The sequence below is a fragment of the Salinispira pacifica genome (assembly GCF_000507245.1).
Classification (GTDB): domain Bacteria; phylum Spirochaetota; class Spirochaetia; order DSM-27196; family Salinispiraceae; genus Salinispira; species Salinispira pacifica.
Window position 1 is genome coordinate 1,300,847 of the sequence record NC_023035.1, and the last position, 22,648, is coordinate 1,323,494.

Consider the following 22,648-nt stretch of genomic DNA (forward strand, 5'->3'; position numbering starts at 1 on the left):
GGCGGATGTCAGTCCTGAGCGTACATTTCCCCGTAGGCGTCGGCGGAGTGCTTCCAGTCAAAGCGCAGGTGCATACCCCGTCGCTGGGCCGCCTCGTAGATGCTGCGCTGCTGCTGCCACAGCTGCACCGAGCGTTTCAGAGCCCCATAGAGCGCATCTTCGCTCATGGGGCTTTCCAGAATGATCCCTGTGCCTTCTGAAGGGTTCTCGTCGATGTCCACCACCGTATCTGCCAAACCCCCTGTCCTGCTTACCACAGGGAGGCTGCCGTACCGCAGGGCGTACATCTGGGTAAGTCCGCAGGGCTCGTAGCGGGAGGGCATGAGAAAAAAATCGCTTGCCCCCTGTATGATGTGGCTCATCTTCTCATTGTAGCGGATATACACCCTCAGGTTATTGTAGCGGTCACCGGCCTGTCGAAGGCTTTTCTCGATGGCCGGGTCGCCGGTTCCGAGAATGATCAGCTGTAAATCCAGTTCACGGCAAATTCGATCCAGGTTGCTGCCGTCGGGTCCCAGGAGGATATCAAAACCTTTTTGATCCACCAGCCGGGATACCATCCCCACAAGGGGCGGCCGGGCGCTGATCTCCATGCCCGCTTCCTGCTGAACAAAGTTTTTATTCAGCGCCTTATTGGCCAGCTCTGCCACATCATAGGGGTAGGGCAGGTTCTGGTCTGCGGCGGGATTCCAGGTATCATAATCCATCCCGTTGAGAATTCCCCTTACATCTTTTCCGCGGCTGTTGAGAATATCTTCCATGCCGAAACCTGCTCCGGGAGAAAGAATCTCCTGGGCGTAGTGGGGAGAGACTGTGGAAATTTTGTGGGCGTTCACCAATGCGGAGCGGAGGAAATTCAGTTCCCCCTGAAATATCAGCCCCAGATGTTCCGCTTCTTCCGTGCCGAATCCCAGCCCGTGGATCAGCTCTTCCGGGAATCGTCCCTGATAGCCGATATTGTGAATTGTAAACACCGATCGGGTGTGAAGAAACTCGCCGCTGTGCTCCTGCCGGGCAAGATAGGTTGCGGTGAGGGCACTGGGCCAGTCATGACTGTGAATAATATCCGGATACCATCCCAGAAGTCTGCACACTTGGAATGCCGCTTTGGAAAGGAGGGCGAAGCGGATGGGATTGTCGGAGAAGTCACCGCCCGAAGGGGGGCCGTAAATCCCCTCCCTGCCGTAAAGCTGTTCATGTTCCAGGAAGTAAACCTCAACATGGCTGTCGGTCATTGTCTGATGATACAGACCGGTCCAGTATTCCTCCTCCCCCAGATGTACGGAAAGGGGAGCAGGATGACGTTCAAGCAGAAGTCTATCTATCTGATAATATCTGGGCATGAGAATGATAACTTCGTGACCTTGCCGGTACAGTTCCCTGCTGAGGTTGGGGACAACATCCGCCAGCCCGCCCACCTTGGCATAGGGGTACACTTCGCTGCTCACCATAAGTATCTTCATGTATCGTATAATACCATAAAAGGCCCCGGTATACAGGGGTGGGCTTGTGCCAGACGAAATTCGACCGGCGGCATATGGACCGGGCAGCGCGGCATAAGGGCTGGGCGGAACGGAGGCTCGGCGGCATACGGATCGGGCAGGTTAGAGGCTCGGCGGCACAAGGGCTCGGCCGCACGGAGGTTCAGGAAAAATAGAAGATGCCGAAGCTGCAGCAGGGTAAAAAGCCGCATTTTTCGTAAAGCCGTCGTGCGGGAAGATTGGAGGTTTTCACAAAGAGGCTCACGCCTTTTCCTTCCCGGATTATTTCCCGGCTCAGACGTTCCACAAGCTGGGCGCCTACTCCCCTGCTTCTCCAGGCCGGGGCGGTATAGACCCCTCCGATCTGCTCAACAGTAATTCCTCTGGCGTTGGTCTGGGCCTTCCCTGCAGGGATTCCTCCGGATATTACATATATGAGCCGCTGATCTTCCAGGGATTTCATCAGGGTATGAAATGCCACCCTGGGGTTGACCCGTTTACCGGGAATTACCACTTCCTCCTCCTCGTATCCCAGTTGAAGAGGCATGAGAATCTTTCCGTCCCGGGGGCTTCCCCGCTGTATGCTCCAATCCCGCCGGTACTCCAGATGATGTCCCTGGCGGGAAGCATCCCGGTACATCATGGTGTAGGTTTCCCGGTGCATGGGTTTCAGCCGGGTAAGCTCCAGAAATTCCTTTAGATCGGACTGCATCCCCATGGCAGAAAAGATCCCCGGCAGGTAGTCCCGGAAAAAAACAGAGGGAAGAGGGTCAACCGGGATTCGGGAATCCTGGAAATATTCCTGGCTGAACAGGGGAAAGGCCATTCCGCCTTTTTCAATGTAGATACAGGCACGCACCTGTGACCCGGGATCGTCGGGATCCGGGGTTTCCAGAAAGACCGCCCGGCCGCCTTTGGGGATGGTAATTCTGCTGCCGGGCTTTCCCCCCAGCATGCGGAGGAGTGCGTTGGGGTCGGTTTTCAGACGGGATGTCAGGCTTGCGGAATACATTTCTCTGGGGATGAGAAAATCTTCCAATGCAGCCTCATGGGCCGGTTGAGCTTGAAACCATGGCATTAATCTCTCCGGCTCAGGTGAACCGGGAGATTGCCCTTGAAGGGAATATCTCCCACCAGGGCTGCAAAGCCCGCGGAAAAGGATTCTATGCCCCAGCCGTACACTGCCAGCGCAGATTTGACCCAGGGAACCTCTTCAAGATATACCGGTGTGAGGGTGGAAAATACGATGATCCGGTCCCCCAGGTCACTGAGACTCTGGAGTACCTGGAGGCTGTTGGGGTTTGCCAGGTTGAAGATCACCACATCATAGGCGTCCGCCAGATTTCCGATTTCACGGATCACCTCACTGTCGGCACTGTAGAACGGGGTGTAATTAAAATAGTACTGGTCCGCATCCGGGTAGCGTCTCAGGCCCTCCCGGAGAAAATCCATATCCTGTCCTGCAAGAAGGATTCGCTCGCCGTCCGCCGGCGTGTAGGGCACATTTTTATCCCGGATCAGGGTAACACCTCTGGCCGCCTGTTCCTGGAAGAAATTTCTTCCGCTGTCCGATGCCATCTGCTCATAAACGTTTTCCGCATTCACTTCAAGAGGAACCCTCCACCCAGGCTTCAGGTACCGGAGTTTGATTTCCAGAATTCTTCTCACAGCTTCCTGAATCCGGCGGCGGAACTGATCATCTTCAAGGTACGTTTCATATACCAGGTTCCAGATTGCATCGTTTATTTCCGGTGTCTTGGATAACATCACCATATCGTTTCCGGCTTTCAGGGCTTCCAGTACTATTCTGGGCATGTCCCAGCCCTGGCTCTCGCCGTATTCAATCGCCCCGCCCATGTAGAGGTCATCGGTGATTACAATTCCCTGGAAATCCAGCTGCTTGCGCAGTATCTCTTCCTTGAAATAGGGATTCAGGGAGGCCGGGCGCAGACTGCCGGAAATATTCGGGAAGCTGAGGTGCCCGGAAAGCACCGCCGGAAGCCCTTCGGGAATCATCATGCGATAGGGGAGAAGGTCCCGTTCCCATACGGTTTCGAAATCATCCTCTATTACCGGCATGTAGCCGTGGCTGTCGCCCAGAGCATTACCGTGACCGGGAAAATGTTTGGCCGTGGAAATTACTCCGGTTTCCTCCATGCCACGGTAGAAGGCTATTCCCAGCAGACCGGTTTTCCGGGGGTCTGAAGAAAAGGCCCGGGGCCCGATCACATGGGCCTGGTTGTTCACATACACGTCCACCGTGGGAGCGAAGTTCATGTTTACTCCCAGGGCTCTCAGTTCTCTTCCGATATAGTATCCGCTGTAGTAGCTGTCCAGAGGAACGGAGGATGCGCCGATCGCCATGTTCCCCGGTGTGATGCTGGTGCGGTCTTTAATGTGGCGCACCCAGCCGCCCTCCTGATCTGTGGCGGTGAACAGGGGGATACCGTGGGGGCCGGAAAGTGCCAGATCCTGCATCTCATTCAGGGCCTCTGCAAGCTTCTGCAGGTCGTTCCCGTTCCAGCCGAATATTTTAACCCCGCCGATGTTTCGCCGCTCAATCCATTCCATTATGGGGCCTTCCGCGTACTCGCTCTGCCACCCCAGGAGAAAAACCTGTCCCACCAGCTCCTCTGCGCTCATATCGCCGATCAGCCTGTCAACCAGGGCGTCCCGGGGCATATCCTGCCAGAACATTCTGTCACCGGGAATCTCCTGGAGATCGCTGACCAGATCCCCCTGAGCAATGCCCCGGAGACTCTGTGCAGCCCCTCCCCCCGACCGGGACATGGACGGAGCGGTCCGGGTTCCTCCCAGAGTTCCCGCGTCAAGGATGCCTGAGGGTGAAATAAAGCTCAGGGAAAAAATGACTGCGGAGAGCAATACCGCCAGGTGCACGGGAGTGTAATGGCGCAGGCTGCTGCGCTGTTGTTCGCTCTGTTTATAGAGGTCTATCGGGGCCATCGTATCTGGGAATGTAGCCCGGTTCACGGGAAAATTTCAAGTAAAACCACTGGAAGAAGTCCTTATCTTTCTCCCCCTTACGCCGATGATGAGAAAGAAGAAGGAGCATGTCATGACTGTTCAGGAATTTCAAAGCATACTCGAAACCCAGACCGTACTGTTCCAGCAGCTGTCGGAGCATCAGGTAAACCTCCAGGAAGCGGTAATCGAAAAGGATTATCCCGGGGCGGAGAAGAGTATTTCAGCCATGAAGGAATTATCCGAAGGCATCCGGGACTGCGAAACCCGGCGGCAGCTGGCGTTCGAGGAACTTCTGAATCAAATGAATATATCTCCGGAATTCGGGCTGACCATGCTGTTTGCCACTTTGGAAGACGGGCAACGGGAAAAGCTTGCCTCGGCATTCCGGGAGCTGAAAATTGCGGTGCTTCAGGTTCGAACGGTAAATGAAGGAATTATGGCCTATTCCGGCAGCCAGCTGGAGACCATGGAAGGCATTGTGGATGAGTTGTACCCCCAGAGACGGGACGGAACCTACACTTCCCGGGGAATGCACAGCACAAGCGCTCAGCCGGTGGTGCTGGATCACAGTTTGTGAGGCAAAGAGCATGGCGGAAGCAGAGGCGGTCCGGGCAGGATCCCCGAAGATTTGTATGAAAGGTATACATGGAGGTAGATAATGCAGAGTACATTTTCCGGAATTGAACTGGGCAAACGCTCACTGTTCGCCCACTCACGGGCATTGTCCACCGTTGGACATAATATGAGCAATGCCTCCACCGAGGGATACAGCAGACAGCGGGTACATTTTACCGCAACAGACCCCCTCTACCGGCCCCAGCTGAACCGGGCGGAAACTCCCGGGCAGATCGGGCAGGGTGTGGACATCGCCAGAATTGAACGGGTCCGGGATGAACTGCTGGAAGGCCGAATCGTGGCAAACGCCAACGGCGAAGGCTACTGGGAAACCCGGGACAGCTACATCCTTCAAATGGAGCAGATCTACAATGAACCCGGCGACCTTTCCATCCGGGGACAGATGGACCGCTTCTGGGACAGCTGGGAGGAACTCTCCATATATCCGGATCAGATGGCGTCCCGCCAGGCGGTTCTGGAGAACGGTAAAGCCCTTGCGGAGGGCATTCAGCTGCGGAACCAGGGCCTTGAACAGATCCGTTCCATGCTCAATGACGATATCAACGTGACGGTGAACCAGGTGAATGATCTCAGCCGGGAAATCGCCTCCCTGAACCATGAGATTGTGAAGGTGAAGGCAGCCGGCGATGAACCCAATGACCTCATGGACCGCCGGGACCTTCTCATCGAAGAGCTGGGACAATTGATCGATGTGACCGTGGATTACCGGGATTCGGATGAGATCAACGTACACACTGCTGGTTTTCAGCTGGTTCAGGGCGATAAATTCAAGGAATTTGAACTCCAGTCCAATCCTCAGAATGAGGGAAATCCTGATGTGATCTGGGAGTACAACCAGGAACAGGCCCATTTCCGGGGAGGAAAGCTTGCCGCCCTGATTGAACTCAGAGACGTGGATGTCCGGGAGGAAATTCAGGGCCTGGACAACATGGCGGTGAATTTTGTGGATCTGGTGAATGAGGTTCACCGTGACGCCTACGGCATGAACGGCCGCACCGGTCTGAACTTTTTCGATCAACATCCCTTTGTAAACAATGTGAACGGCAATTTCGATGCCGACGGCGACGGAGCTTTCGACTCAACCTATCTGTTCCGTGTAACCGGGAACAACAGCCTGGATCCCGAGCAGGAAATCGGTCTTGCCGGAACCATCACCCTGAACGGCGCCCAGGGGCCCGTACAGGTCGATTATCAGTCTGAAGATACCGTCCGGGATGTGATCCTCCGGATTAACAACTCCGGGGCGGAGGTGGTTGCCAGACTTGACCGTGAGGGACGACTGAGTATGAAGGCCACACCTTCGGCCCAGATGAGCAATCCGGACTTTGTAATCCGTCAGATGGAGGATTCCGGCCAGTTTCTGGTGGGATATTCGGGAATTCTGCTGGAAAGCGGTGCCGACGGCGGGTATTCATCCGCCCAGGCAGATGCAGTTGCAGCCCTCCGGGGAGGAGCCTTGAGTTATGAGGTTTCCCCCCTTGGACATCCTTCGGCATGGATCGGGGTAAGTGACGAGGTTTCCAACGATCCTGCCAGCATCGCAACGGGATTCGGTGCCCAGGGCAGGCCCGGAGAAGTAGGTGACGGCCGTGCGGCGCTTGAAATTGCATCCATTCGGAACCAGCCGGTAATGGTTGGTCAGATCGACAGTTTTGACGACTATTTCGCAGATACCGCCGCATATATCGGACTCAAGGGGCAGGAGGCGGAAATCGCCCTGGAAACCCAGGAGCTGATCATGAAGGATCTGCGGGATACCCGGGCATCAATATCCGGAGTGAATATTGATGAAGAGTTGGCACAGATGATGAAATTTCAGCACGGATACAATGCCACTTCCAGGTTTATCAGCACCTTCAACAGCATGCTGGATACAATTATCAACCGGATGGGAGTATAACTCCTCCGGTACTAGCACAAGGATGTGAATATGCATAGAATCAGCACGAATTTACCCAACGATAATCTTCAGTTTCATACACGAAACCGACAGGTTCGAATGAATGAGGCGCAAAACCGCATGGCTGCCCAGACCCGCATTCTCAACCTTCGGGACGATCCAGCAGCCGCAGCTCACGCCACGCGGCAGCAGAGCTATCTTACCCGTCTTGAACGCTTCAGCGATAATATCGAAAACAGCATGGAGCATTACCGTACTGCAGAAGGGCATATCCGCCACGGCGTGGATATTCTGCAGGAGATCCGGCAGATCGCGGTGATGGGCGGGAACGGCACCTATTCCAAGGACGATCTGTCCGCCATGGGACGTCAGGTGGATGAGCTTCTTCAGGAGTTTATCAGCAGTGCCAATGCACGTGACGGTGAGGGCAACAGCATCTTCTCGGGGGACCGGACCCAGAATCTGCCCTACCGGGTGGTGGAAGGCCGAATTCCCGGAATGGGAGGCACGGTGGTCACCGATGTGGAGTACATCGGAAATATCGGGCAGAGGAAAACCGAAGTTGCCGACGGTAAGTACATAGAACTGAACTTTCCGGGAAATCAGGTGTTCTGGGCGGAAAACCAGCAGCTCTATGCCGAGACAGATGCGCAGAACTATGTGGTTCAGGCGGACAGCGCCATCAATGTTAACGGTACAGAAATATCGCTTCGGGAAGGGGATAATGTTTATCAGGTGATATCCAAAATCAACGATTCCGGAGCTGAGGTGAAGGCCCGGCTGGATCCGGTAAGCAATTCACTGGTAATGGAGACCACCACTCCCCGACAACTGTGGCTGGCTGATGAGAACGGCAGCGTCCTCCAGGATCTGGGGATTCTCCAGGATGGAGACAGCCGGCCTCCCCAGAATATCTCCAGGGACGCCCGGCAGTTCGGCGGAAGCGCTTTTGATGCCATTATCCGCCTCCGGGATAACCTGTACCAGGGCGATACCATCGATATCGGCGGCGACGGCTTGAGAAGCATCGATTCGGCTCTCAACAATATGCTCTCCAATCTGGGCAGCGTTGGGGCGAAGACCAGCAGAATGGAACTGGCCTTTAAACGCACCGAGAAGGAGATAGTTGACGTGAGTGACCGGGCCAGCCGTCTCACAGATATCGATCTCACCCAGGCAATCACCGAATTTGCAATGCTGGAACAGACCCACCAGGCCGCACTGTCAGTTGCGGCGGATGTAATGCAAACCACATTATTGGATTTTCTGAGGTAGTATATGACCATTGATTCACGGGCATTCGGCAGCATCGATGTGGACGACAAACAAATTATCAGTTTCCCCAAGGGAATTCTCGGTTTTGAAGATCATCACGATTTTGCCCTTCTGGATGCTTCACAGGCTCCGTTTTACTGGCTCCAGTCACTGAGCAACGCCCAGACTGCGTTTGTGCTGATCTCTCCCGATGTGTTCCGGAAGGATTATGAACTGAGTGTGGTGAGTGCGGAGCTGGAGCTTCTGGAAATTGTGCAGAAGGATGACGGAGATCTGGTGTACCGGGGGAGCGACGAATCCGCCGAACTTCTGGTTCTCTCCATTGTAACCGTCACTGCGGATAAAAATCAGATGACTGCCAACCTCCAGGGGCCCATAATCATCAATCCCCGGGACCGTTTGGGAATGCAGGGCATCCAGACCGATGCGAAGTGGAAAACCAAACACTTCATCCTCCAGGAGATGTCCCAAGGGGAGGGCGGCTGATGCTTGTACTCACCAGAAAAATCAACGAAGCGATCATGATCGGCGACGATATAGAAATTGCCGTGGTGGATATTAAAGGCGACCAGGTGAAACTGGGGATCCGGGCACCCAGGTCGGTGAAGGTGTTCAGACACGAAGTGTACGAAGCGATCCAGGACGAAAACCGCAGAGCCGCCGAATCCTCCGGGGACCTGCCATCTCTGGGGGACTTTCCTCCCAAGAAGGACTGAGCACAGCCGGGCCGGGGTCCGGGAACGGAACGGCGGGCATCCTGATCAGCGGCGCCGGCCACGTGCCCGATGTATGCAGCCGGACCATTCAGCCGGGCCTGGCGCCCGGAGCTGTCATCTGTGAATTTCCGCCTCGCTGGAGCGCAGATATTCCGGCCCCAGGGATTCAGGATCCCGAATCCCCGAAGCGAGGGCCAGACGCCCAAGCTCATCCATGCTGCTCACCCATTCATCAAAGGGAAGAACATGGAGAATAGCCCCGGAAGATCCCACCTCCGGGCTGTTCAGCGCTGCGGCCAGTGAGGCCCCGTGGGGGCCCCCAAGAATGATCGGCACAGATACCGGTTCCGGTGATGACTCACGCTTCCCGCCTGTATTCAGAGAAGGTTCGTTGTGCCGCAGCTCATTCAGCCGGATGCCCACTTCCCCCGGCAGCAGGTCCGCTGCCTTCACCACTGTCCGATCTTTCAGATAATCCAGAATCTCCCGGTAGTTGTTCCCGTGGGGTTCGGGAATCGGTTGAGAGCTGTGAAAGTTCCATGCAGCGCAATAATATCGGGATTTTCGGGCATCAATTGCAGCGGTGAGCATGGCTCGGCTGTGCCGGTACTTCCAGGCGATGGCATCCAAAGCGGAGATGCTTATGAGGGGGATGTTCAGGGCGGATGACAGGCCTTTCATTGCCGCCATGGCAATTCTCAGGCCGGTAAAACTTCCCGGTCCCCGGCCGGTGATCAGACCGTCCAGCTCTCCAGGGGATATTCCTCCGAGGGAGAGCAGCTTTTCAATTTCCGGCATCATCCCTTCAACATGCCGCAGCCCCGCATCCAGAACCCGTATGTGCCTGATGCGTCCGCGGCTGCCGGGCATGCTCAGGCAGAGCTGGAGATATTCGGTTCCTGCATCCAGGCTGAGAAAGGCTCCGCCGTCTTCAGTTTCGGATGAAATGGATTGGTTGTTCTTCCTGGCCATGGTTCCTTCCTTGCTCTTTGAGTCCACCGGGAGTTCCTGTTTCAGTCCGCAGAGGTTCCGGGATTTTCACCCCCGGGTTTCCGGCTCAGCTGCTTTTCCAGCAGCTCCATGCGCTGCGTTGATGCTGATATTCGGATTGTTCTGCGTTCCGGGCCGTCGATTTGGATACGAATCCGAATGCAATCCGGCGGGAGAATGTCCTCGGCCCGGTCCGGCCATTCGATGAGAGTTACCCCGGATCCGGACCACAGTTCCTCGGCACCTGTTTCGATTACATCATCGCTGTCGCTGAGACGATAAAGATCCATATGATACAACGGCGGCTCATGGTCATATTCCTGAATGATCGGAAAGGTCGGGCTGGTCACCGGCTGCTGAATGCCCAGTCCTTCTGCAAAACCTCTGCTGAAGAGGGTTTTTCCTGCACCAAGACCGCCTTCCAGGGCATATATATCTCCGGGGAGAGCCCGGGAGCCCATGAAGGACGCCAGCTCCAGACTCTCTTCCGGTGAATTGCTGGAGAATTCCCATGCAGAACGGGAGATACGTTTGAACTTCTGTTCCCATGGATCTGACGTGAGCCCTTCATTCTGTAATTCTGATCTGTTATTCATGTTACGCTGCACGGCCGCATTGTATCCCAGGGATGGAATCAGGGCAATCTGCCGCTCTTGTCCAACGTTGTGATATGGTTTTTTAATTCCCGGATAACCGGTATGAGAGGGTACTCGATGTTGTCAAGAAACTGAACGCGAATGTTCTTGCTGCCAAGGGGGGTGAGTTCCAGGGAGAACTCAATTTTACAGCTCATGGTACTGCCGTTTTTCCTCAGATCCAGCACCGCATCCCCATGATATTCCTGCCGATAGGATATCAACATATGTTTCTTGGTAATATTTTGAATTGCATTCACCATGTAAGTACCCGCTTCATATACGTATTCAATACTAAAACATTCAGTTGCCGGGGTAAAGCTACTCTTCGAAAAATCCGTACACATAGCTCTGGATTTCATTCAGATGCTGCATACTTACCCGGGTAAATGCCACATGCATGAGACCGCCGAAGGGTTTGGTGGGTTCAACACTCCGCACCTTGCCGAATACGGAGATATCCTCACCGCTGGCGAAATCGAAGCGGATCTTCAGCAGCGCACCTTTCCGCATGGGATTCCGGCTGTACAGAGCGCACCCGCCCCGGCTGATATCTTCAATCTGTCCCAGGAACCTGCGGTTCTTGTTCACAACTGCACGGCGGCGGGCTTTTTTGCCCTTCCCCTCGGTGATTACTTCAACAGGCTGAAAATAGGCCGGCCGGTTAAACTCCCGTCTGGGAGATTTTCTCAGCTGGTTCTGTTCAACCTTGTCGCTGTGATCCACAAGCATATTATCGATGCCGTCAACTTTCCGGTACTCCCTGAGCTTGGTGAGAAATACATACACCTTCCCGCTGTCCCGGATGAAGCGCACCTTGAGGGTTGCACCGGGGCGGTACTTCATGGGAGATCCGTCTGCGCTTACGGGGGTTTCGATGGCCAGATGATTTTCCAGGTTACCGGTTACCTGAGACTGGGCGGGAGGCAGGGTTTTGGAATAAACGGTCACATCCTGCCCGAGTTTCAGGTTCTTGGTATGTCCGTATCGTTTTACCTGATCCGCACCCCGGGAAATTCTTCTCTTAATTTCAAAAATTTCGTTGATGACACGGTTCCGTTCCCCCCGGGACATGTTCGCATCTTCCACGTCGGAGATGACGTTCTGAAGGATTTTATTCAGATAGCCGGGGCTTTGGTACAGACGTTGGGGGTTGGCGATATTATTGTCTTTCACCGCCTTTTGCAGGAGCTGAATATGATGACTTTCCAGTCCCAGGTTTTTCCCGGTTTTTTTAAAACTCCCTTTATTATAGCTGCTGCGTCTGCTGCCGCCTCCGCCTCCGCCCCTGCGTGCACTCAATATCATCAGCAGGACGAGAGCTCCGAATATAATCGCCGAAATGATCGCCGAGGTGTTATCGGCCTTTGCAATAAACTGCAGCAGCATGGGATTCATCAGGCCTCCGCGTGTACGCCCTGTGCAGCGTCGATTAAAGATTCCAGAAGTTCCTGCAGGTCATATTCCAGCAGGTCCGCCAGCATCACCGTATCCTCCGCGGATATTGCCTGGTTCATCTCCCCGATAATCTCGCTGAGCTTCTGCAGATCCCGGTGAACTTCATCATGCCGGATTTCAGGTTCATCAATGCTGAGAATATTCATTATTCTGATAAATTTGGCGGCGGTCTCGGAGATTCTGAACATCAAGCCGTAGGCTTCCCGTTCCCGTCCGGTCTGCAGGGCCACTCCTGCTTCTTCCAGGCCGGGCACAATGTTTTTCAGCAGGGTGATGGCGGTGTTCAGTTCCTTACCCGGCTTATTCAGTTCCTGCAGTCTGTCAAGGAGGATAATGCGCAAATCCTTCAACCGGTTATGGAATTCATTCAGGGCTGCTTCATCGCCGGGTGCGGACTCAACCGCAGCTTTGGCATTTTCAAGACGTTTAAAATCGTTGACAAAACTTTCTTCTTCAAGGCGGAGGACCGATGGCAATGCGCTTCGAACATGGGTGTATTCGGAAAAGGCCTTTGTGAACATCCCGCTGTCTCCGCCGTTCTGAAGGCTGTTAAGGGTTTGGATAAGCAGATTGATATAATCCAGAATGACCATCAGCTGCTGCTGTCTCAGCTGGTTCAAATTGCCTGCACGAAGATGAAACTCGCCGATGCTTTCAAGTCCCCTTCCTGACCAGCCGGACTGATCCACAATGTCCGCAGTTTCATCGTCCAGTTCCAGTGAAAGAGGGTAGAGTCCTCCCTGGGACAGCCATTCCTGAAGAGACGTGAAGATTTCGCCCAGGGTTGATTCCTTTTCCAGAGTAATATCCATTTCTTCATTGTTGATAATAATCTTCACGATTCCTCCAGTTTACTCTGATTATCGGAGTATTATGCCATGTATTGAGGTAAAATGGAACGCCGGAGTACGTGCTTTTCCAGCCGTGTGATGAAAGGGGTGGTTGAAAGAAATAAAATGAGCAGTTCAATGGGACCCGCCGCCCATGAACAATGGAAAGCGGCAGCTTCTTCAGGCATGAATATGCCCGGATCGTTGTTCAGCCCTGTTACTATGCCATGCTATTCAGACCTGTTGTTCAGATTTTCCAGCCCCTGGCGCTGGCTTTCAAGGCTGTTGATGGCCGACTCCATGGTTCCGAACTGGCGGCGCATTTCAGCCTCGTAATCCTCCAGGTATTCTTCGTAGTCTCTGATTTCATCGTTGGTGGAACTGATGAGGGTGTCGTAGCGGGAAGTCCGGTTGGCGATAATTCCGCCGATCTCAACAAAGGGTCTCACCAGGGTATCCATTTCGTAGGCAACCCCCTGGTCGGTGAGCAGATCTCCGTCACTGTCCCGTCCGAACAGTTCCTTGGCTGCCTGAAAATGGCTTGCCAGCGCCTGATCCAAAACATCTTCGTTAATCTCAAGGTATCCCCGCAGTCTGCTGGCGTTCACTCCGCCCCCGCCACCCCGGGATGCGTTGGTGCTGATCCCCATTTGAGCCAGCAGGGCGAGATCCCGTCCCGCCCGGGTGTCGTAGCTGCTCATGGTAATGGACTGGAGCCTGCTTTTCAGGGTATTCAGGGTGCTGTCGCCCTGAAACATTCCCAGGCGCTCGGTGTACTTCTCCCGTTCCTCCTCGGTGAAATATTCGATCTCATCAATGATTTCGGGAGTGTTCCGGGTAAGGATGTTTACGTCCCGGATAATCTGGTTATAACTGGCAACCCATTCTATGAGGCCTTCCTTGACCAGCTCTCTGTCCGGTTCCACTCTCAGTTCCACTTCCTCCGGCGAATCCCGCCGCAGTTCCATGGTGACCCCGGGAATAACATCGTCAATGGTATTGCTCTGACGCTCAATGGTGATCCCGTCCACTTCCAGGATGGCATCCCTGGCATTTGCAACTGAGTTTTTCGGACGCAGATCTCCCCGGGCAGAGGGATCTATCACCTGGATATTCCTGATGGAAAGGTCCTTCAGTGTGTTCGGATTGCTGATGTTTAAAGCGTCCAGCCGGGAGGTGTAGTCGGATAAGGGCACTTCCACGGTGATAAATTCCGCGCTTTCACGCACCTCAGGGAGGGGTATGGTCTGATTTCTGTTCCGGGCGAATATGAGCTGATTATCTTCCACTATCTCCTGGGGTTTGGGATCCGGAGGTTCGGGCAGATCGATGCTGCTGGGCAGATCCGGCAGGCTGGCATCCCTCAGACTCACCGATCCGGTTTCCGGGCTTCCGGGGCCTGAGGGTGCTGTGGGCTCGGATTGGCGGTATGATTCATTGGTTGCCAGCTTTACCTCGTATTGGAGAATCATTCCCGATTTCACGTTCACCGCTTCGGGGAAGGGGAGGGACAGGTCCGCTCCCGGACCGATCTGGAGTACTTCACCGTTTCTGCTCAGGGGGAGGTTGTCCAGATCTTTGGTCCACTGTTCAACCCTGGTTTCACTCATATCGATGGATGCGCTGGTATCCCGGGCACGTTCAACCCATCCCAGCTCGAGCGCCAGTTCCCGGGCATCATCTTCGAATCCCAGGGGATTCTCGCTTCCTTCTTTCAGGGCTTCAATAAGAATTACCTGGCTTCCGGGGCGGTTGTTTACCACCGAACTGCGCAGCAATTCAGGGTCGCGGCGATTCAGAGCATCTGAAAATTCCCGCAGACTGCCCCCCCGGAACCGCAGGCGTACCGAATCATCGCCTACGGTAAAATTATATATTCCCTGATCCACTTCCAGCTCACGACTCAGATCATCTGAAATAAAGCGATCCGACCTGGCCACCTGAATCACCTTTACATCGGTGGTTCCCTCCACTGCTTCACGGGTGGCCTGGGCTGTAAGTACAGACTCGTTGCTGGAAACGGCGTTCCGTTCGTTAAAGGGGTTTTCAAAACTGAAGAGACTCCGGGCGCTTTCACGAAGGTTGTTCAGACCCAGGTTTACTTCCTGCCAGACCTTCTTTTCGGTCTGATACGTTTGCAGTTCGGATTCCATCCGGTCCAGACGGGTGCTTTCCGCCTCTACCAGTTCCTTCACCATGCTTTCTGTATTAAACCGGCTGGAAACACCGGGAATTGAAATATCAGACATCTTCTTATTTCCTGTATACAGCCCGAAAAAGGGACTGCAGATTCTTTTTAAATTTCGTCATAAACCGCTCCGGGGTAAAGGTGCTTTTCACATCCTCTCAAAAGCAGTATATCGTTTATCCGGGAAAATATCGGGGAATACATAATCAAAAGTTAACAGCCGTCATTCGGACGATGCAGCTCTGTTGTGGAGACCGAGGAACGATTCAGTAGGCGTATGTGCGGGTGCTGTAGTTTATACAGTACAACAAAGAGGTGTTTACAATGGAAAATATGTCGTATAAGCCGGGACGAAGTTTCCGCCGCCGAGCCCGGGGTGTCAAGCTTCTTCGTCCACCAGCAGTCCGATAAATTCCTGAATCCGATCGTGCAGTCTCTGCAGGGCTACCGGAGGCAGTTCTTTAATCACCTCGTCGGTTTCCGGGTCGATCACTTTCACCAGAATTTCATGGTCTTCGTGGTCGATGCTGTATTTCAGCTTGTGTGCGAAGGAGAGGTTCACCTGCTCCAGCTCCTTGAGAGCCTGTTGAACTTCCCGTTCCACCTCTTCCTGGCTTGCCTGCTGTACTGCCTCAGCTTCTTCCGAGCGCCGCCGGGCGTCTATCTGCTGCTGTTGCCTGGCTTCTGCCTGGAGTTGTCGGGTTTTTTGCTGCTGATCGTTTCTGCTGCTGCCGGGGATGGAATAGTCCCTCTGTTCACTGCCTGCTGTGGGACTGTTTACCGGTGATGACGGATCCCTTCGGGTATCCTGGTTTGTCGCGGGGCGGGAACTTCCCTGGCCGACCACGCCGTGTATTTCAAATGACATATCTAACCTCCCTGTTAGAAAGTCTCCGCCCTCCCGAAAGAGGGCGGAGATGGCAATTCGGAAAAGAAGAGACGTCCAGATCCTTCTTCCCCTAAGGTTTGAACGGAGTGTTCTGCCTGAAATTAGCCAAGAAGCTGAAGTACTGACTGGCTCTGTACATTTGCCTGTGCCAGCATGGCGGTATTTGCCTGAGTGAGAATCTGATTCTTGGTGAATTCCACCATTTCAGATGCCATGTCGGCATCACGGATTCTCGATTCAGCTGCCTGTAAGTTCTCTGCAGCAATATCCACACCTTTCTGTGCCATTTCAAAACGATTCTGATAGGCACCAAGGTCGGCTCGCTGCTTGTTAATCACACTGAGAGCGGTATCTACCTGACCGATGGCCGCATTTGCAGATTCAGGGGAAGAAATGTTGATAATTTCTCCGTTGCCCTGTGCATTTGTCAGACCAAGAGATTCGGCAGTCATGGTACCGATGAACACCTGTTCATTCTGGTCCATGTTTGCACCCACGTGGAACTGCATGATCTGTCCGGTTGCACTGTCAGATGCAAATGCACCGGTGAGCATGTTCATTCCGTTGAACTGTGCATGGCTTGCGATTCGGTTAACCTCGTCTACAAGCTGGGAAACTTCTACCTGAATCTGCATACGGTCTTCAGCTGTGTAAATACCGTTGGCAGATTGAACGGAGAGTTCCCGAATACGACCGAGAATATCGCCGGTGTTCTGCAGATACCCTTCAGTAGTCTGAATAAAGGATACTGCGTTACCGATATTCCTGCTTGCCTGGTTCAATCCTCGAACCTGAGAGCGAAGCTTCTCGGAAACCGCGAGACCAGATGCGTCGTCCGCTGCGCGGGTGATGCGTTCTCCGGAGCTCAGTTTCTCGATGGAACTCTGAGTTTCCTGTGTCCGCTCACCTAATGTACGGTTTGCGTACATTGCGCTCATGTTGTGGTTAATAATCATATAACCCCTCCTTGATATCTTCTCGAAGGCTATCCTTGCCTTCGGACCCGCTGTCTCGGCACATCAAAGCGCAATCCTTTGCACTTTGCTCCGTTCAGGCCGTTATCCAGCGGAGTGATCTTACCTGACTTCTAAGTCAACTGATGTGTTACGTGACAAAGAGCATGACTGTGTACTCGGGAGCCAGAAGGTCGCTCCGCTCACAGCGGGAGGTTTTTCATCAGGCAGATCAAAGAGGGGACTTTGTCAAAGATCATTGCGCATGAAACAGAAGCAAAAACCGAAAATTCCTCAAGGTTTCCCCGGTATCCTGCCGATAATTCTGTCCCATCAGCATTAATAAGATTATATCATCTTGCCTCACATATCAAGCAAAGCCTTTGAAAAGCAGACGATATTCCAACAAAAACGGGCCTGAGACCCCCTCCGGGGGCCTGCAGGCCGTTGGATACTGCAGCTGTAAAGCTATTGTTGTCGCAAAGTTCAGCAGTTTCCGTATCAGGTCAAACCGGGATTAACCCAGGAGCTGAAGAACTGACTGGTTCTTCATGTTGGCCTGAGCAAGCATGGCGTTGGAGGCCTGAACCAGGATCTGGTTTTTGGTGAAATCAACCATTTCCTTGGCCATATCAACGTCTCTGATCCGGCTTTCCGCTGCCTGCAGGTTTTCAGCACCGATGTCGATACCCTGAATGGCCATTTCCAGACGATTCTGGTAGGCACCCAGATCCGCACGCTGTTTGTTCACAGTCTTCAGTGCGGTATCAACAACACCGATATTGGCGTTGGCCTGCTCGGGAGTTGAGATTGAGATAATCTCGTTGGTTCCCAGGTTTTTTACACCCAGGGCAGCTGCAGTCATGGTTCCGATGAACGCACGTTCTTTCTGGTCCATGTTTGCACCGATGTGGAATGCCATTTCCTGTACGGGAGTACCGGCTGCATCGGGGCGTGCGAAACGTCCGGTGAGCAGGTTCATACCGTTGAACTGTGCATGGCTTGCAACACGGTCGATTTCGTCAACCAGCTGGCTTACCTCAACCTGAATCTGCATACGGTCTTCTGCGGAGTAGATACCGTTGGAAGACTGTACTGACAGTTCACGGATACGCTGAAGAATGTCCTGAGTTTCCTGCAGGTACCCTTCAGTGGTCTGGATAAGGCTGATACCGTTGGATGCGTTCCGGCTGGCCTGCTGCAGACCGCGGATCTGGCTTCGCAGTTTTTCAGAAACTGCAAGACCTGAGGCATCGTCACCGGCCCGGTTGATTCTCAAACCGGAACTCAGCTTTTCCATGTTCTTGGTAACGGCTTCGTTGTTCACGCCGTTCTGACGCTGTGCAAACATTGCACTAAGATTGTGATTAATAATCATCATTTCCTCCTTGAAGATGATTAGCGGATTCACGGGCATCCGTGCCCGTGATTCTTTCGCAAGATCCAGGATCCGATTTCAGGCAGCGGGCGAGTACATCCTTTTACAGATATCCGCATCCTGAAATCATCACCCGGACCTTGGGAAAAAATTGTGGATTCCACAATTTTTTTTCGAAATTTCACTAAAGGGTTTTATTCAGAACCCGATAGTATGAATAGGGAGAGTTATGCTTCCGAAGATTATTCAATCGCCGAACCTCTCCCGTATTAGAACATCGGTACTATCCGGGGAAAACTTTAAAAAAAAAGATGAAAAAAGTTGTTAAGCTTTGAAAAAAAATGCCGAGGGCCTGTGCTGAGGCGGCTGCAGGAACATATCCGGACAGGATAATCGGGCCTATAGGACACAGCGGCGAACGCTGGAGGGGAGGGCAGATAGCCGGGCGGCTATCAAGCGGCCCGTATCTGTTGCTCAATGAGCTTAGAGCTGTTCCTTTATACTTAGAGCTGTTCCTCGATATAAGAAAGATACTGCTGGGCGATCTTGTCTTCCGGATCACCGTGGAGCACCCGGAGAAACTGCTCCTGGGCTTCTTCAAGCTCCCCCAGCTTAATGAGGCAGATGCCGAGATTTGAAAGGATTTTCACGTCTTCGGGGTTCAGCTGGAGAGCTTCCTCCAGCAATGAGCGGCTTTCATCCAGTCTGTCAATTTCCATGGCGCAAATTGCCATCTCATTCAGCAGATCTGCGCTGTTGCCGCCCCTGCTTCTTGCAATGGTGAAAGCGTTGTACCCTTCCTGATAGCGTTTGAGCCGTCTGAGAGCCCATCCTTTCAGAAACCAGGCGTTCCAGATTTCCGGTTGAAGCTTCAGGAACTCCTCGATTTTTTCAAGACCTTCTTCCTCTTTTCCAAGCCGGATGAAATCGAAAGCTTCATTGAACAGGGCGTCCCGGTTGGAGCTGCCTTTCAGCTGGGAAAGAATCTGTTCAATCTCCGCCTTTTTGTCCGAATCGGAGCTGATCTCCATGAAGCGGGTGAACTCTTTTTTGGCTCTGCCGAAGGACTGCTGCCGGAGGAAAAAATATCCGGCGTAGAGATGGGCTTCGGGCAACTCGGGTTTCTGCTGGAGTGCGCTGATGTACGCGCTGAAGGCGTATTCTTCAAAGCGTTTCTGTTCTGTCTCATTGCCAAGTTTTTCATAGCCTTCGGAACGCTGATCATACATCAGTGCCAGATTCAGGGTTGAGCGGGGATTATCGGGCTGCAGCCCCCTGAGGGCCAGAAAGAGTTCCTCTGCAAGGTCCCAGTCGTTGTTCTGAGCTTTGAGAATGGCCGTCTGGGTGAGTTCATCCAGAATGCCCGGCTTCACTGCCAGAACAAACTGACGGAAATAATCGGAATTTTCGTTGCTCTGGTCGTAGGCCAGAACCTTCAGCATTCCTGTGACGATCATCTCCCAGCTGAGATTAGCAATGTCCCAGTCCTCTTCGCTGCTTCCGGTTTCCACCGGCAGCATGATATCCGGACGAAGCTGGAATCCTCCGATCTCTTTCTGCATGGCCTCGGGGAGGGAAATGTATATTAGATGCTCAAGTTTTTTATGGGAATGTTTCATATTCGATCCTTTCCGGGGATGGGGTTCGGGAGCCCGGGTGCTCTGCCGGCGGCGGCTTCTCTGCGCGGAGCTGCCACAGCGTTTCCTGGTTTGACTATTTGCGTTTTGCCTGTTTCAGATATTGATTCAGGCGCAGTTTATATTCCGTGGGGATTGCTTTTTCATCAAACTGGATGGCAAAGGCCGCCAGATCTTTTCGGCCTTGCACTTCTTCAAAGCGCAGAACCTTGCCGGCAATCTGAACCTGAAGATCGGGATCCTCAAATTTCAAAGTAAGAAGTGACGGTTTATTCACCAGAAACGTGGGAACACCGAAGATGATCACCTTGGCTCCCCCGAAGGAAATATCCCGGAGGATGCACTTTCTGGGGATATTGTCGATGCTTATGGCCACGCCTTCTTTGGGATGCAGCCTCATATCCTGCTGCACCGAGGGATTCATCACAATCCTCTCGTCCTTCCTCTCGTTTGAATTGGTTTGGGCTTCAAGCAGTTCTCCCAGCCGGAAGATCAGTTCATCCGGGGGTCGGTGAGCGAACTCCAGGTTCAGGAAGTTCAAGTCGGGCTTCTCCGGGTGATAGGGGGCGTAACTTACCACCTTTGCTTTCATGAAGAAGCTTATGGGGTTGGCCTTGTCCTTCTGGAGGAAACTGTAGTTCAGGCTGACCATCCGGTTTGCCTGTTCAATCACTTTTTTGATAGGTGTCTTCACGTTAACAACCAGCTTTGCGGAAGTCATGGAACTTGAGTAGAGGATGCACGGCCACTGGTATCCCAGGCAGCGCAGATGAATACCCTTGGTATTCAGAAGCAGCGCTCTGTTGATATCCTTGTTGAACAGAACATCCTGCTCACTGTAGCGGTCATATAATTTTGAGATTTGCTGGCTCGTAACAACAGACATTTGGGCTGATAATAGCGAAAGCGTGAGTGACAGTCAATTCAATCGGAAGAAAAAATGAGTACCGGGAACAGCTCAGGAGGGCAGCAGCGGAATAACGCGTATCGTTAATCTTCCATCGTACCGGGGATTGAGAGAGGCTCGTCAATGGCGGCCTCCTCCAGAGTGCTGCTGATGCGATGGATCAGATTCATGGTGATTCGTTCAGCCTCTTCGAGTTCACTGTTGTCCACCGGCTCATCTGCTGGAACTGTTGGCTCATTCCCTGCAGATTCCCGGGCAATTTCCCCGGCGGATGAGGGCTGCAGTCGGGGCTGCCCGGCAGCCCCTGATTTGAAAAGATCATCCACCACCAGAATTCCTGCCAAAATGGCCAGCTTAACCGGATCTCTGGTTTCCACGCTGTCCCGTATCTCCTCAATTTTGGATTCATAGAACCTGGTCACCTGTTCCAGGTATACAGGATCCTCATCCGATTGGAGAGTAAAGCTTGTTCCCAGCATTTCCACCTTCATGCGTATCCTCGCTGACCTGAGTTTTGTGTTCGGGCGATTACCTGAGGGAATTCAGAAAATATCCAGCTGTCCTTCCCGGGTATCATCCGAGGAATCCTCTTCAGAATCATCATCATAGCCGTCATCTTCGTTCAGGGCGTCATCGATGTTCGATTCATCCAGCATATCGTCCCCGTCAATTCCGGATTCTTCTTCCTCAGTATCTTCGGAGAGGCTGCTGTCCGGATCTCCAAGATCAACTTCCTCTTCGGTATCCGCCTCTTCGGTTTCGTCATCGGAAGAGGAGGATATTTCGCTATCCCGGTCTTCCGCATCGCTGCTTCCGTCTGCGATATCCGGAACCTTTACACCCGCCTCACGGGCTTCAATTTCCCTCTGTACTGCGTCCGCTTCCTGCTCAGCCAGTACGCTGGCTTCCGGATCCTCTTTCATGGTACCCACAACCTGTTCCAGGCTGTCAAGATGCTCCAGGGCGTTGATGATCCCCTGTTCGATTTCACCCTGTTCATCACGGTACTGATCAATCAGATTCTCCAACTCGGCAATTCTGCCTTCGTAGTTGCTGAGACGGTTTTTCAGCAGGCGGTTTTCTTCCTTATACTGGCCGATAAGCTCAACTGCTTCCTGAATTTTGCTTTCCAGCTTTTTAATCTGGTCAATGCTGATCATGGTTAACCCCTCCGCTGTGATCAATTATACAGTATACGAAGCACATCCTTATCTGTCCATGTTGAATCCGAAAAAAACGGGGGCGGCGAAAAAACACACGCACCTTCATGCCCGCTTTCAGCATGCTGCAGTACCGTGTTTCTTTGCCGCCCCCGCCGGGGATGCACTTCACATAACCCTAGAGGTGTTTTTTGGCAGTTTCTACAACCGCCTTGAACGCCTTGGGGTCTTCAATTGCAAGATTGGATAATACTTTTCTATTAATTTCTACATTTGCCTTATTCAGACCGTTGATAAAACGGGAATAGGACAGACCTTCTTCCCGGACTGCTGCAGAAATACGGGCAATCCACAATCGGCGGAATTCCCGCTTCTTGTTCTTTCTGTCCCGATAAGCGTACTGAAGACTCTTCTTCAGGGCATCTTTTGCCGTAGTGTGAAGAGTGCTTCGCCGTCCGTAGAAACCTTTCGTTTCTTTAAGAATCTTTTTCCGGCGGCTTTTGCGCCGGGTACCGTCAACTGCTCTTGGCATTTTGATCTCCTTGATGAACTCCGTACTTCAATACGGGTTCCGTTATTCCTTGTGTGCCGGTTCTTCGGTAGCCAACCACCTCGAACCTGGCCTGTTCT

Annotated in this window: 22 protein-coding genes; 5 read left to right on the forward strand and 17 right to left on the reverse strand. The window is 53.1% G+C overall.

Features of this window, described 5'->3' with window-relative positions; all coding sequences use genetic code 11:
* Positions 1 to 8 precede the first annotated feature (8 nt).
* The 3 genes from L21SP2_RS05735 to L21SP2_RS05745 all read right to left on the reverse strand — a co-directional run bounded on the left by L21SP2_RS05735 (position 9) and on the right by L21SP2_RS05745 (position 4,445).
* Positions 9 to 1,463: a glycogen synthase gene (locus tag L21SP2_RS05735; RefSeq protein WP_041401250.1), complete on the reverse strand. Its 1,455-nt coding sequence runs from the start codon at positions 1,461 to 1,463 to the stop codon at positions 9 to 11.
* Between the two features lie 181 nt (positions 1,464 to 1,644).
* Positions 1,645 to 2,559: a GNAT family N-acetyltransferase gene (locus L21SP2_RS16950; RefSeq protein ID WP_024267550.1), complete on the reverse strand. Its 915-nt coding sequence runs from the start codon at positions 2,557 to 2,559 to the stop codon at positions 1,645 to 1,647.
* A complete protein-coding gene (locus L21SP2_RS05745) occupies positions 2,559 to 4,445 on the reverse strand; it encodes a glycoside hydrolase family 3 protein (RefSeq protein WP_024267551.1) in 1,887 nt (628 codons plus the stop codon). The genes L21SP2_RS16950 and L21SP2_RS05745 overlap by 1 nt, the downstream gene beginning before the upstream one ends.
* A gap of 112 nt (positions 4,446 to 4,557) precedes the next feature.
* Between L21SP2_RS05745 and flgN the strand changes: the two genes are divergently transcribed.
* The 5 genes from flgN to csrA all read left to right on the forward strand — a co-directional run bounded on the left by flgN (position 4,558) and on the right by csrA (position 8,993).
* Positions 4,558 to 5,043 carry a flagellar export chaperone FlgN gene (gene flgN / locus L21SP2_RS05750; RefSeq protein WP_024267552.1) on the forward strand — a complete coding sequence of 162 codons (486 nt, stop codon included), beginning with the start codon at positions 4,558 to 4,560 and terminating at the stop codon, positions 5,041 to 5,043.
* A gap of 81 nt (positions 5,044 to 5,124) precedes the next feature.
* Positions 5,125 to 7,002: a flagellar hook-associated protein FlgK gene (flgK, locus tag L21SP2_RS05755; protein WP_024267553.1), complete on the forward strand. Its 1,878-nt coding sequence runs from the start codon at positions 5,125 to 5,127 to the stop codon at positions 7,000 to 7,002.
* A 30-nt stretch (positions 7,003 to 7,032) separates the two neighbouring features.
* Positions 7,033 to 8,277, forward strand: coding sequence for a flagellar hook-associated protein 3 (locus tag L21SP2_RS05760; RefSeq protein WP_024267554.1), 1,245 nt, complete (start codon positions 7,033 to 7,035; stop codon positions 8,275 to 8,277).
* Between the two features lie 3 nt (positions 8,278 to 8,280).
* On the forward strand, positions 8,281 to 8,763 hold the full coding sequence (gene fliW / locus L21SP2_RS05765) for a flagellar assembly protein FliW (protein WP_024267555.1): 483 nt from the start codon (positions 8,281 to 8,283) through the stop codon (positions 8,761 to 8,763).
* A complete protein-coding gene (csrA, locus tag L21SP2_RS05770) occupies positions 8,763 to 8,993 on the forward strand; it encodes a carbon storage regulator CsrA (RefSeq protein ID WP_024267556.1) in 231 nt (76 codons plus the stop codon). Before fliW ends, csrA begins: the two co-directional genes overlap by 1 nt.
* Before the next feature lie 114 nt (positions 8,994 to 9,107).
* Here csrA and tsaB read toward each other — a convergent pair whose 3' ends face one another.
* The 14 genes from tsaB to rplT all read right to left on the reverse strand — a co-directional run bounded on the left by tsaB (position 9,108) and on the right by rplT (position 22,550).
* Entirely contained in the window at positions 9,108 to 9,965 is an 858-nt protein-coding gene (gene tsaB / locus L21SP2_RS16955) for a tRNA (adenosine(37)-N6)-threonylcarbamoyltransferase complex dimerization subunit type 1 TsaB (protein ID WP_024267557.1), read from the reverse strand.
* A gap of 41 nt (positions 9,966 to 10,006) precedes the next feature.
* Complete coding sequence (tsaE, locus tag L21SP2_RS17945) at positions 10,007 to 10,579, reverse strand: tRNA (adenosine(37)-N6)-threonylcarbamoyltransferase complex ATPase subunit type 1 TsaE (protein WP_081719483.1); 573 nt, start codon at positions 10,577 to 10,579, stop codon at positions 10,007 to 10,009.
* 38 nt (positions 10,580 to 10,617) lie between these two features.
* Entirely contained in the window at positions 10,618 to 10,881 is a 264-nt protein-coding gene (locus L21SP2_RS05785) for a hypothetical protein (RefSeq protein ID WP_024267559.1), read from the reverse strand.
* Positions 10,882 to 10,939: 58 nt separating this feature from the next.
* Positions 10,940 to 12,016: a flagellar brake protein gene (locus tag L21SP2_RS05790; RefSeq protein ID WP_024267560.1), complete on the reverse strand. Its 1,077-nt coding sequence runs from the start codon at positions 12,014 to 12,016 to the stop codon at positions 10,940 to 10,942.
* Positions 12,016 to 12,915, reverse strand: a complete 900-nt coding sequence (locus tag L21SP2_RS05795) for a hypothetical protein (protein ID WP_024267561.1) — start codon at positions 12,913 to 12,915, stop codon at positions 12,016 to 12,018. Before L21SP2_RS05795 ends, L21SP2_RS05790 begins: the two co-directional genes overlap by 1 nt.
* 221 nt (positions 12,916 to 13,136) lie before the next feature.
* Positions 13,137 to 15,155 carry a flagellar filament capping protein FliD gene (gene fliD, locus L21SP2_RS05800; protein ID WP_024267563.1) on the reverse strand — a complete coding sequence of 673 codons (2,019 nt, stop codon included), beginning with the start codon at positions 15,153 to 15,155 and terminating at the stop codon, positions 13,137 to 13,139.
* Positions 15,156 to 15,473: 318 nt separating this feature from the next.
* Positions 15,474 to 15,962 (reverse strand): flagellar protein FlaG, encoded by a 489-nt coding sequence (locus tag L21SP2_RS05805; protein ID WP_024267564.1) that lies wholly within the window; start codon positions 15,960 to 15,962, stop codon positions 15,474 to 15,476.
* A gap of 122 nt (positions 15,963 to 16,084) precedes the next feature.
* Positions 16,085 to 16,939, reverse strand: coding sequence for a flagellin N-terminal helical domain-containing protein (locus L21SP2_RS05810; protein WP_024267565.1), 855 nt, complete (start codon positions 16,937 to 16,939; stop codon positions 16,085 to 16,087).
* 514 nt (positions 16,940 to 17,453) lie between these two features.
* Positions 17,454 to 18,314, reverse strand: a complete 861-nt coding sequence (locus L21SP2_RS05815; protein WP_024267567.1) for a flagellin N-terminal helical domain-containing protein — start codon at positions 18,312 to 18,314, stop codon at positions 17,454 to 17,456.
* Between the two features lie 503 nt (positions 18,315 to 18,817).
* Positions 18,818 to 19,933 carry a tetratricopeptide repeat protein gene (locus L21SP2_RS05820; protein ID WP_024267569.1) on the reverse strand — a complete coding sequence of 372 codons (1,116 nt, stop codon included), beginning with the start codon at positions 19,931 to 19,933 and terminating at the stop codon, positions 18,818 to 18,820.
* 94 nt (positions 19,934 to 20,027) lie between these two features.
* On the reverse strand, positions 20,028 to 20,837 hold the full coding sequence (locus L21SP2_RS05825) for a PilZ domain-containing protein (RefSeq protein WP_024267570.1): 810 nt from the start codon (positions 20,835 to 20,837) through the stop codon (positions 20,028 to 20,030).
* A 104-nt stretch (positions 20,838 to 20,941) separates the two neighbouring features.
* A complete protein-coding gene (locus tag L21SP2_RS05830) occupies positions 20,942 to 21,349 on the reverse strand; it encodes a cell division protein ZapA (RefSeq protein WP_024267571.1) in 408 nt (135 codons plus the stop codon).
* Positions 21,350 to 21,400: 51 nt separating this feature from the next.
* Positions 21,401 to 22,018, reverse strand: coding sequence for a cell division protein ZapB (locus L21SP2_RS16965; RefSeq protein WP_024267572.1), 618 nt, complete (start codon positions 22,016 to 22,018; stop codon positions 21,401 to 21,403).
* Positions 22,019 to 22,196: 178 nt separating this feature from the next.
* Positions 22,197 to 22,550, reverse strand: a complete 354-nt coding sequence (gene rplT / locus L21SP2_RS05840) for a 50S ribosomal protein L20 (protein WP_024267573.1) — start codon at positions 22,548 to 22,550, stop codon at positions 22,197 to 22,199.
* Positions 22,551 to 22,648 lie beyond the last annotated feature (98 nt).

What these genes read in the sequence shown, in the direction of transcription:
- tsaB (WP_024267557.1), bottom strand. Translation starts at nt 9,965, where the DNA reads ATGGCCAGGAAGAACAACCAATCCATTTCATCCGAAACTGAAGACGGC.
- L21SP2_RS05825 (WP_024267570.1), bottom strand. Translation starts at nt 20,837, where the DNA reads ATGTCTGTTGTTACGAGCCAGCAAATCTCAAAATTATATGACCGCTAC.
- L21SP2_RS05805 (WP_024267564.1), bottom strand. Translation starts at nt 15,962, where the DNA reads ATGTCATTTGAAATACACGGCGTGGTCGGCCAGGGAAGTTCCCGCCCC.
- fliD (WP_024267563.1), bottom strand. Translation starts at nt 15,155, where the DNA reads ATGTCTGATATTTCAATTCCCGGTGTTTCCAGCCGGTTTAATACAGAA.
- rplT (WP_024267573.1), bottom strand. Translation starts at nt 22,550, where the DNA reads ATGCCAAGAGCAGTTGACGGTACCCGGCGCAAAAGCCGCCGGAAAAAG.
- L21SP2_RS16950 (WP_024267550.1), bottom strand. Translation starts at nt 2,559, where the DNA reads ATGCCATGGTTTCAAGCTCAACCGGCCCATGAGGCTGCATTGGAAGAT.
- fliW (WP_024267555.1), top strand. Translation starts at nt 8,281, where the DNA reads ATGACCATTGATTCACGGGCATTCGGCAGCATCGATGTGGACGACAAA.
- L21SP2_RS16965 (WP_024267572.1), bottom strand. Translation starts at nt 22,018, where the DNA reads ATGATCAGCATTGACCAGATTAAAAAGCTGGAAAGCAAAATTCAGGAA.
- L21SP2_RS05735 (WP_041401250.1), bottom strand. Translation starts at nt 1,463, where the DNA reads ATGAAGATACTTATGGTGAGCAGCGAAGTGTACCCCTATGCCAAGGTG.
- flgK (WP_024267553.1), top strand. Translation starts at nt 5,125, where the DNA reads ATGCAGAGTACATTTTCCGGAATTGAACTGGGCAAACGCTCACTGTTC.
- flgN (WP_024267552.1), top strand. Translation starts at nt 4,558, where the DNA reads ATGACTGTTCAGGAATTTCAAAGCATACTCGAAACCCAGACCGTACTG.
- L21SP2_RS05830 (WP_024267571.1), bottom strand. Translation starts at nt 21,349, where the DNA reads ATGAAGGTGGAAATGCTGGGAACAAGCTTTACTCTCCAATCGGATGAG.
- L21SP2_RS05790 (WP_024267560.1), bottom strand. Translation starts at nt 12,016, where the DNA reads ATGAATCCCATGCTGCTGCAGTTTATTGCAAAGGCCGATAACACCTCG.
- L21SP2_RS05785 (WP_024267559.1), bottom strand. Translation starts at nt 10,881, where the DNA reads ATGGTGAATGCAATTCAAAATATTACCAAGAAACATATGTTGATATCC.
- L21SP2_RS05820 (WP_024267569.1), bottom strand. Translation starts at nt 19,933, where the DNA reads ATGAAACATTCCCATAAAAAACTTGAGCATCTAATATACATTTCCCTC.
- csrA (WP_024267556.1), top strand. Translation starts at nt 8,763, where the DNA reads ATGCTTGTACTCACCAGAAAAATCAACGAAGCGATCATGATCGGCGAC.
- L21SP2_RS05815 (WP_024267567.1), bottom strand. Translation starts at nt 18,314, where the DNA reads ATGATTATTAATCACAATCTTAGTGCAATGTTTGCACAGCGTCAGAAC.
- L21SP2_RS05745 (WP_024267551.1), bottom strand. Translation starts at nt 4,445, where the DNA reads ATGGCCCCGATAGACCTCTATAAACAGAGCGAACAACAGCGCAGCAGC.
- tsaE (WP_081719483.1), bottom strand. Translation starts at nt 10,579, where the DNA reads ATGAATAACAGATCAGAATTACAGAATGAAGGGCTCACGTCAGATCCA.
- L21SP2_RS05810 (WP_024267565.1), bottom strand. Translation starts at nt 16,939, where the DNA reads ATGATTATTAACCACAACATGAGCGCAATGTACGCAAACCGTACATTA.
- L21SP2_RS05760 (WP_024267554.1), top strand. Translation starts at nt 7,033, where the DNA reads ATGCATAGAATCAGCACGAATTTACCCAACGATAATCTTCAGTTTCAT.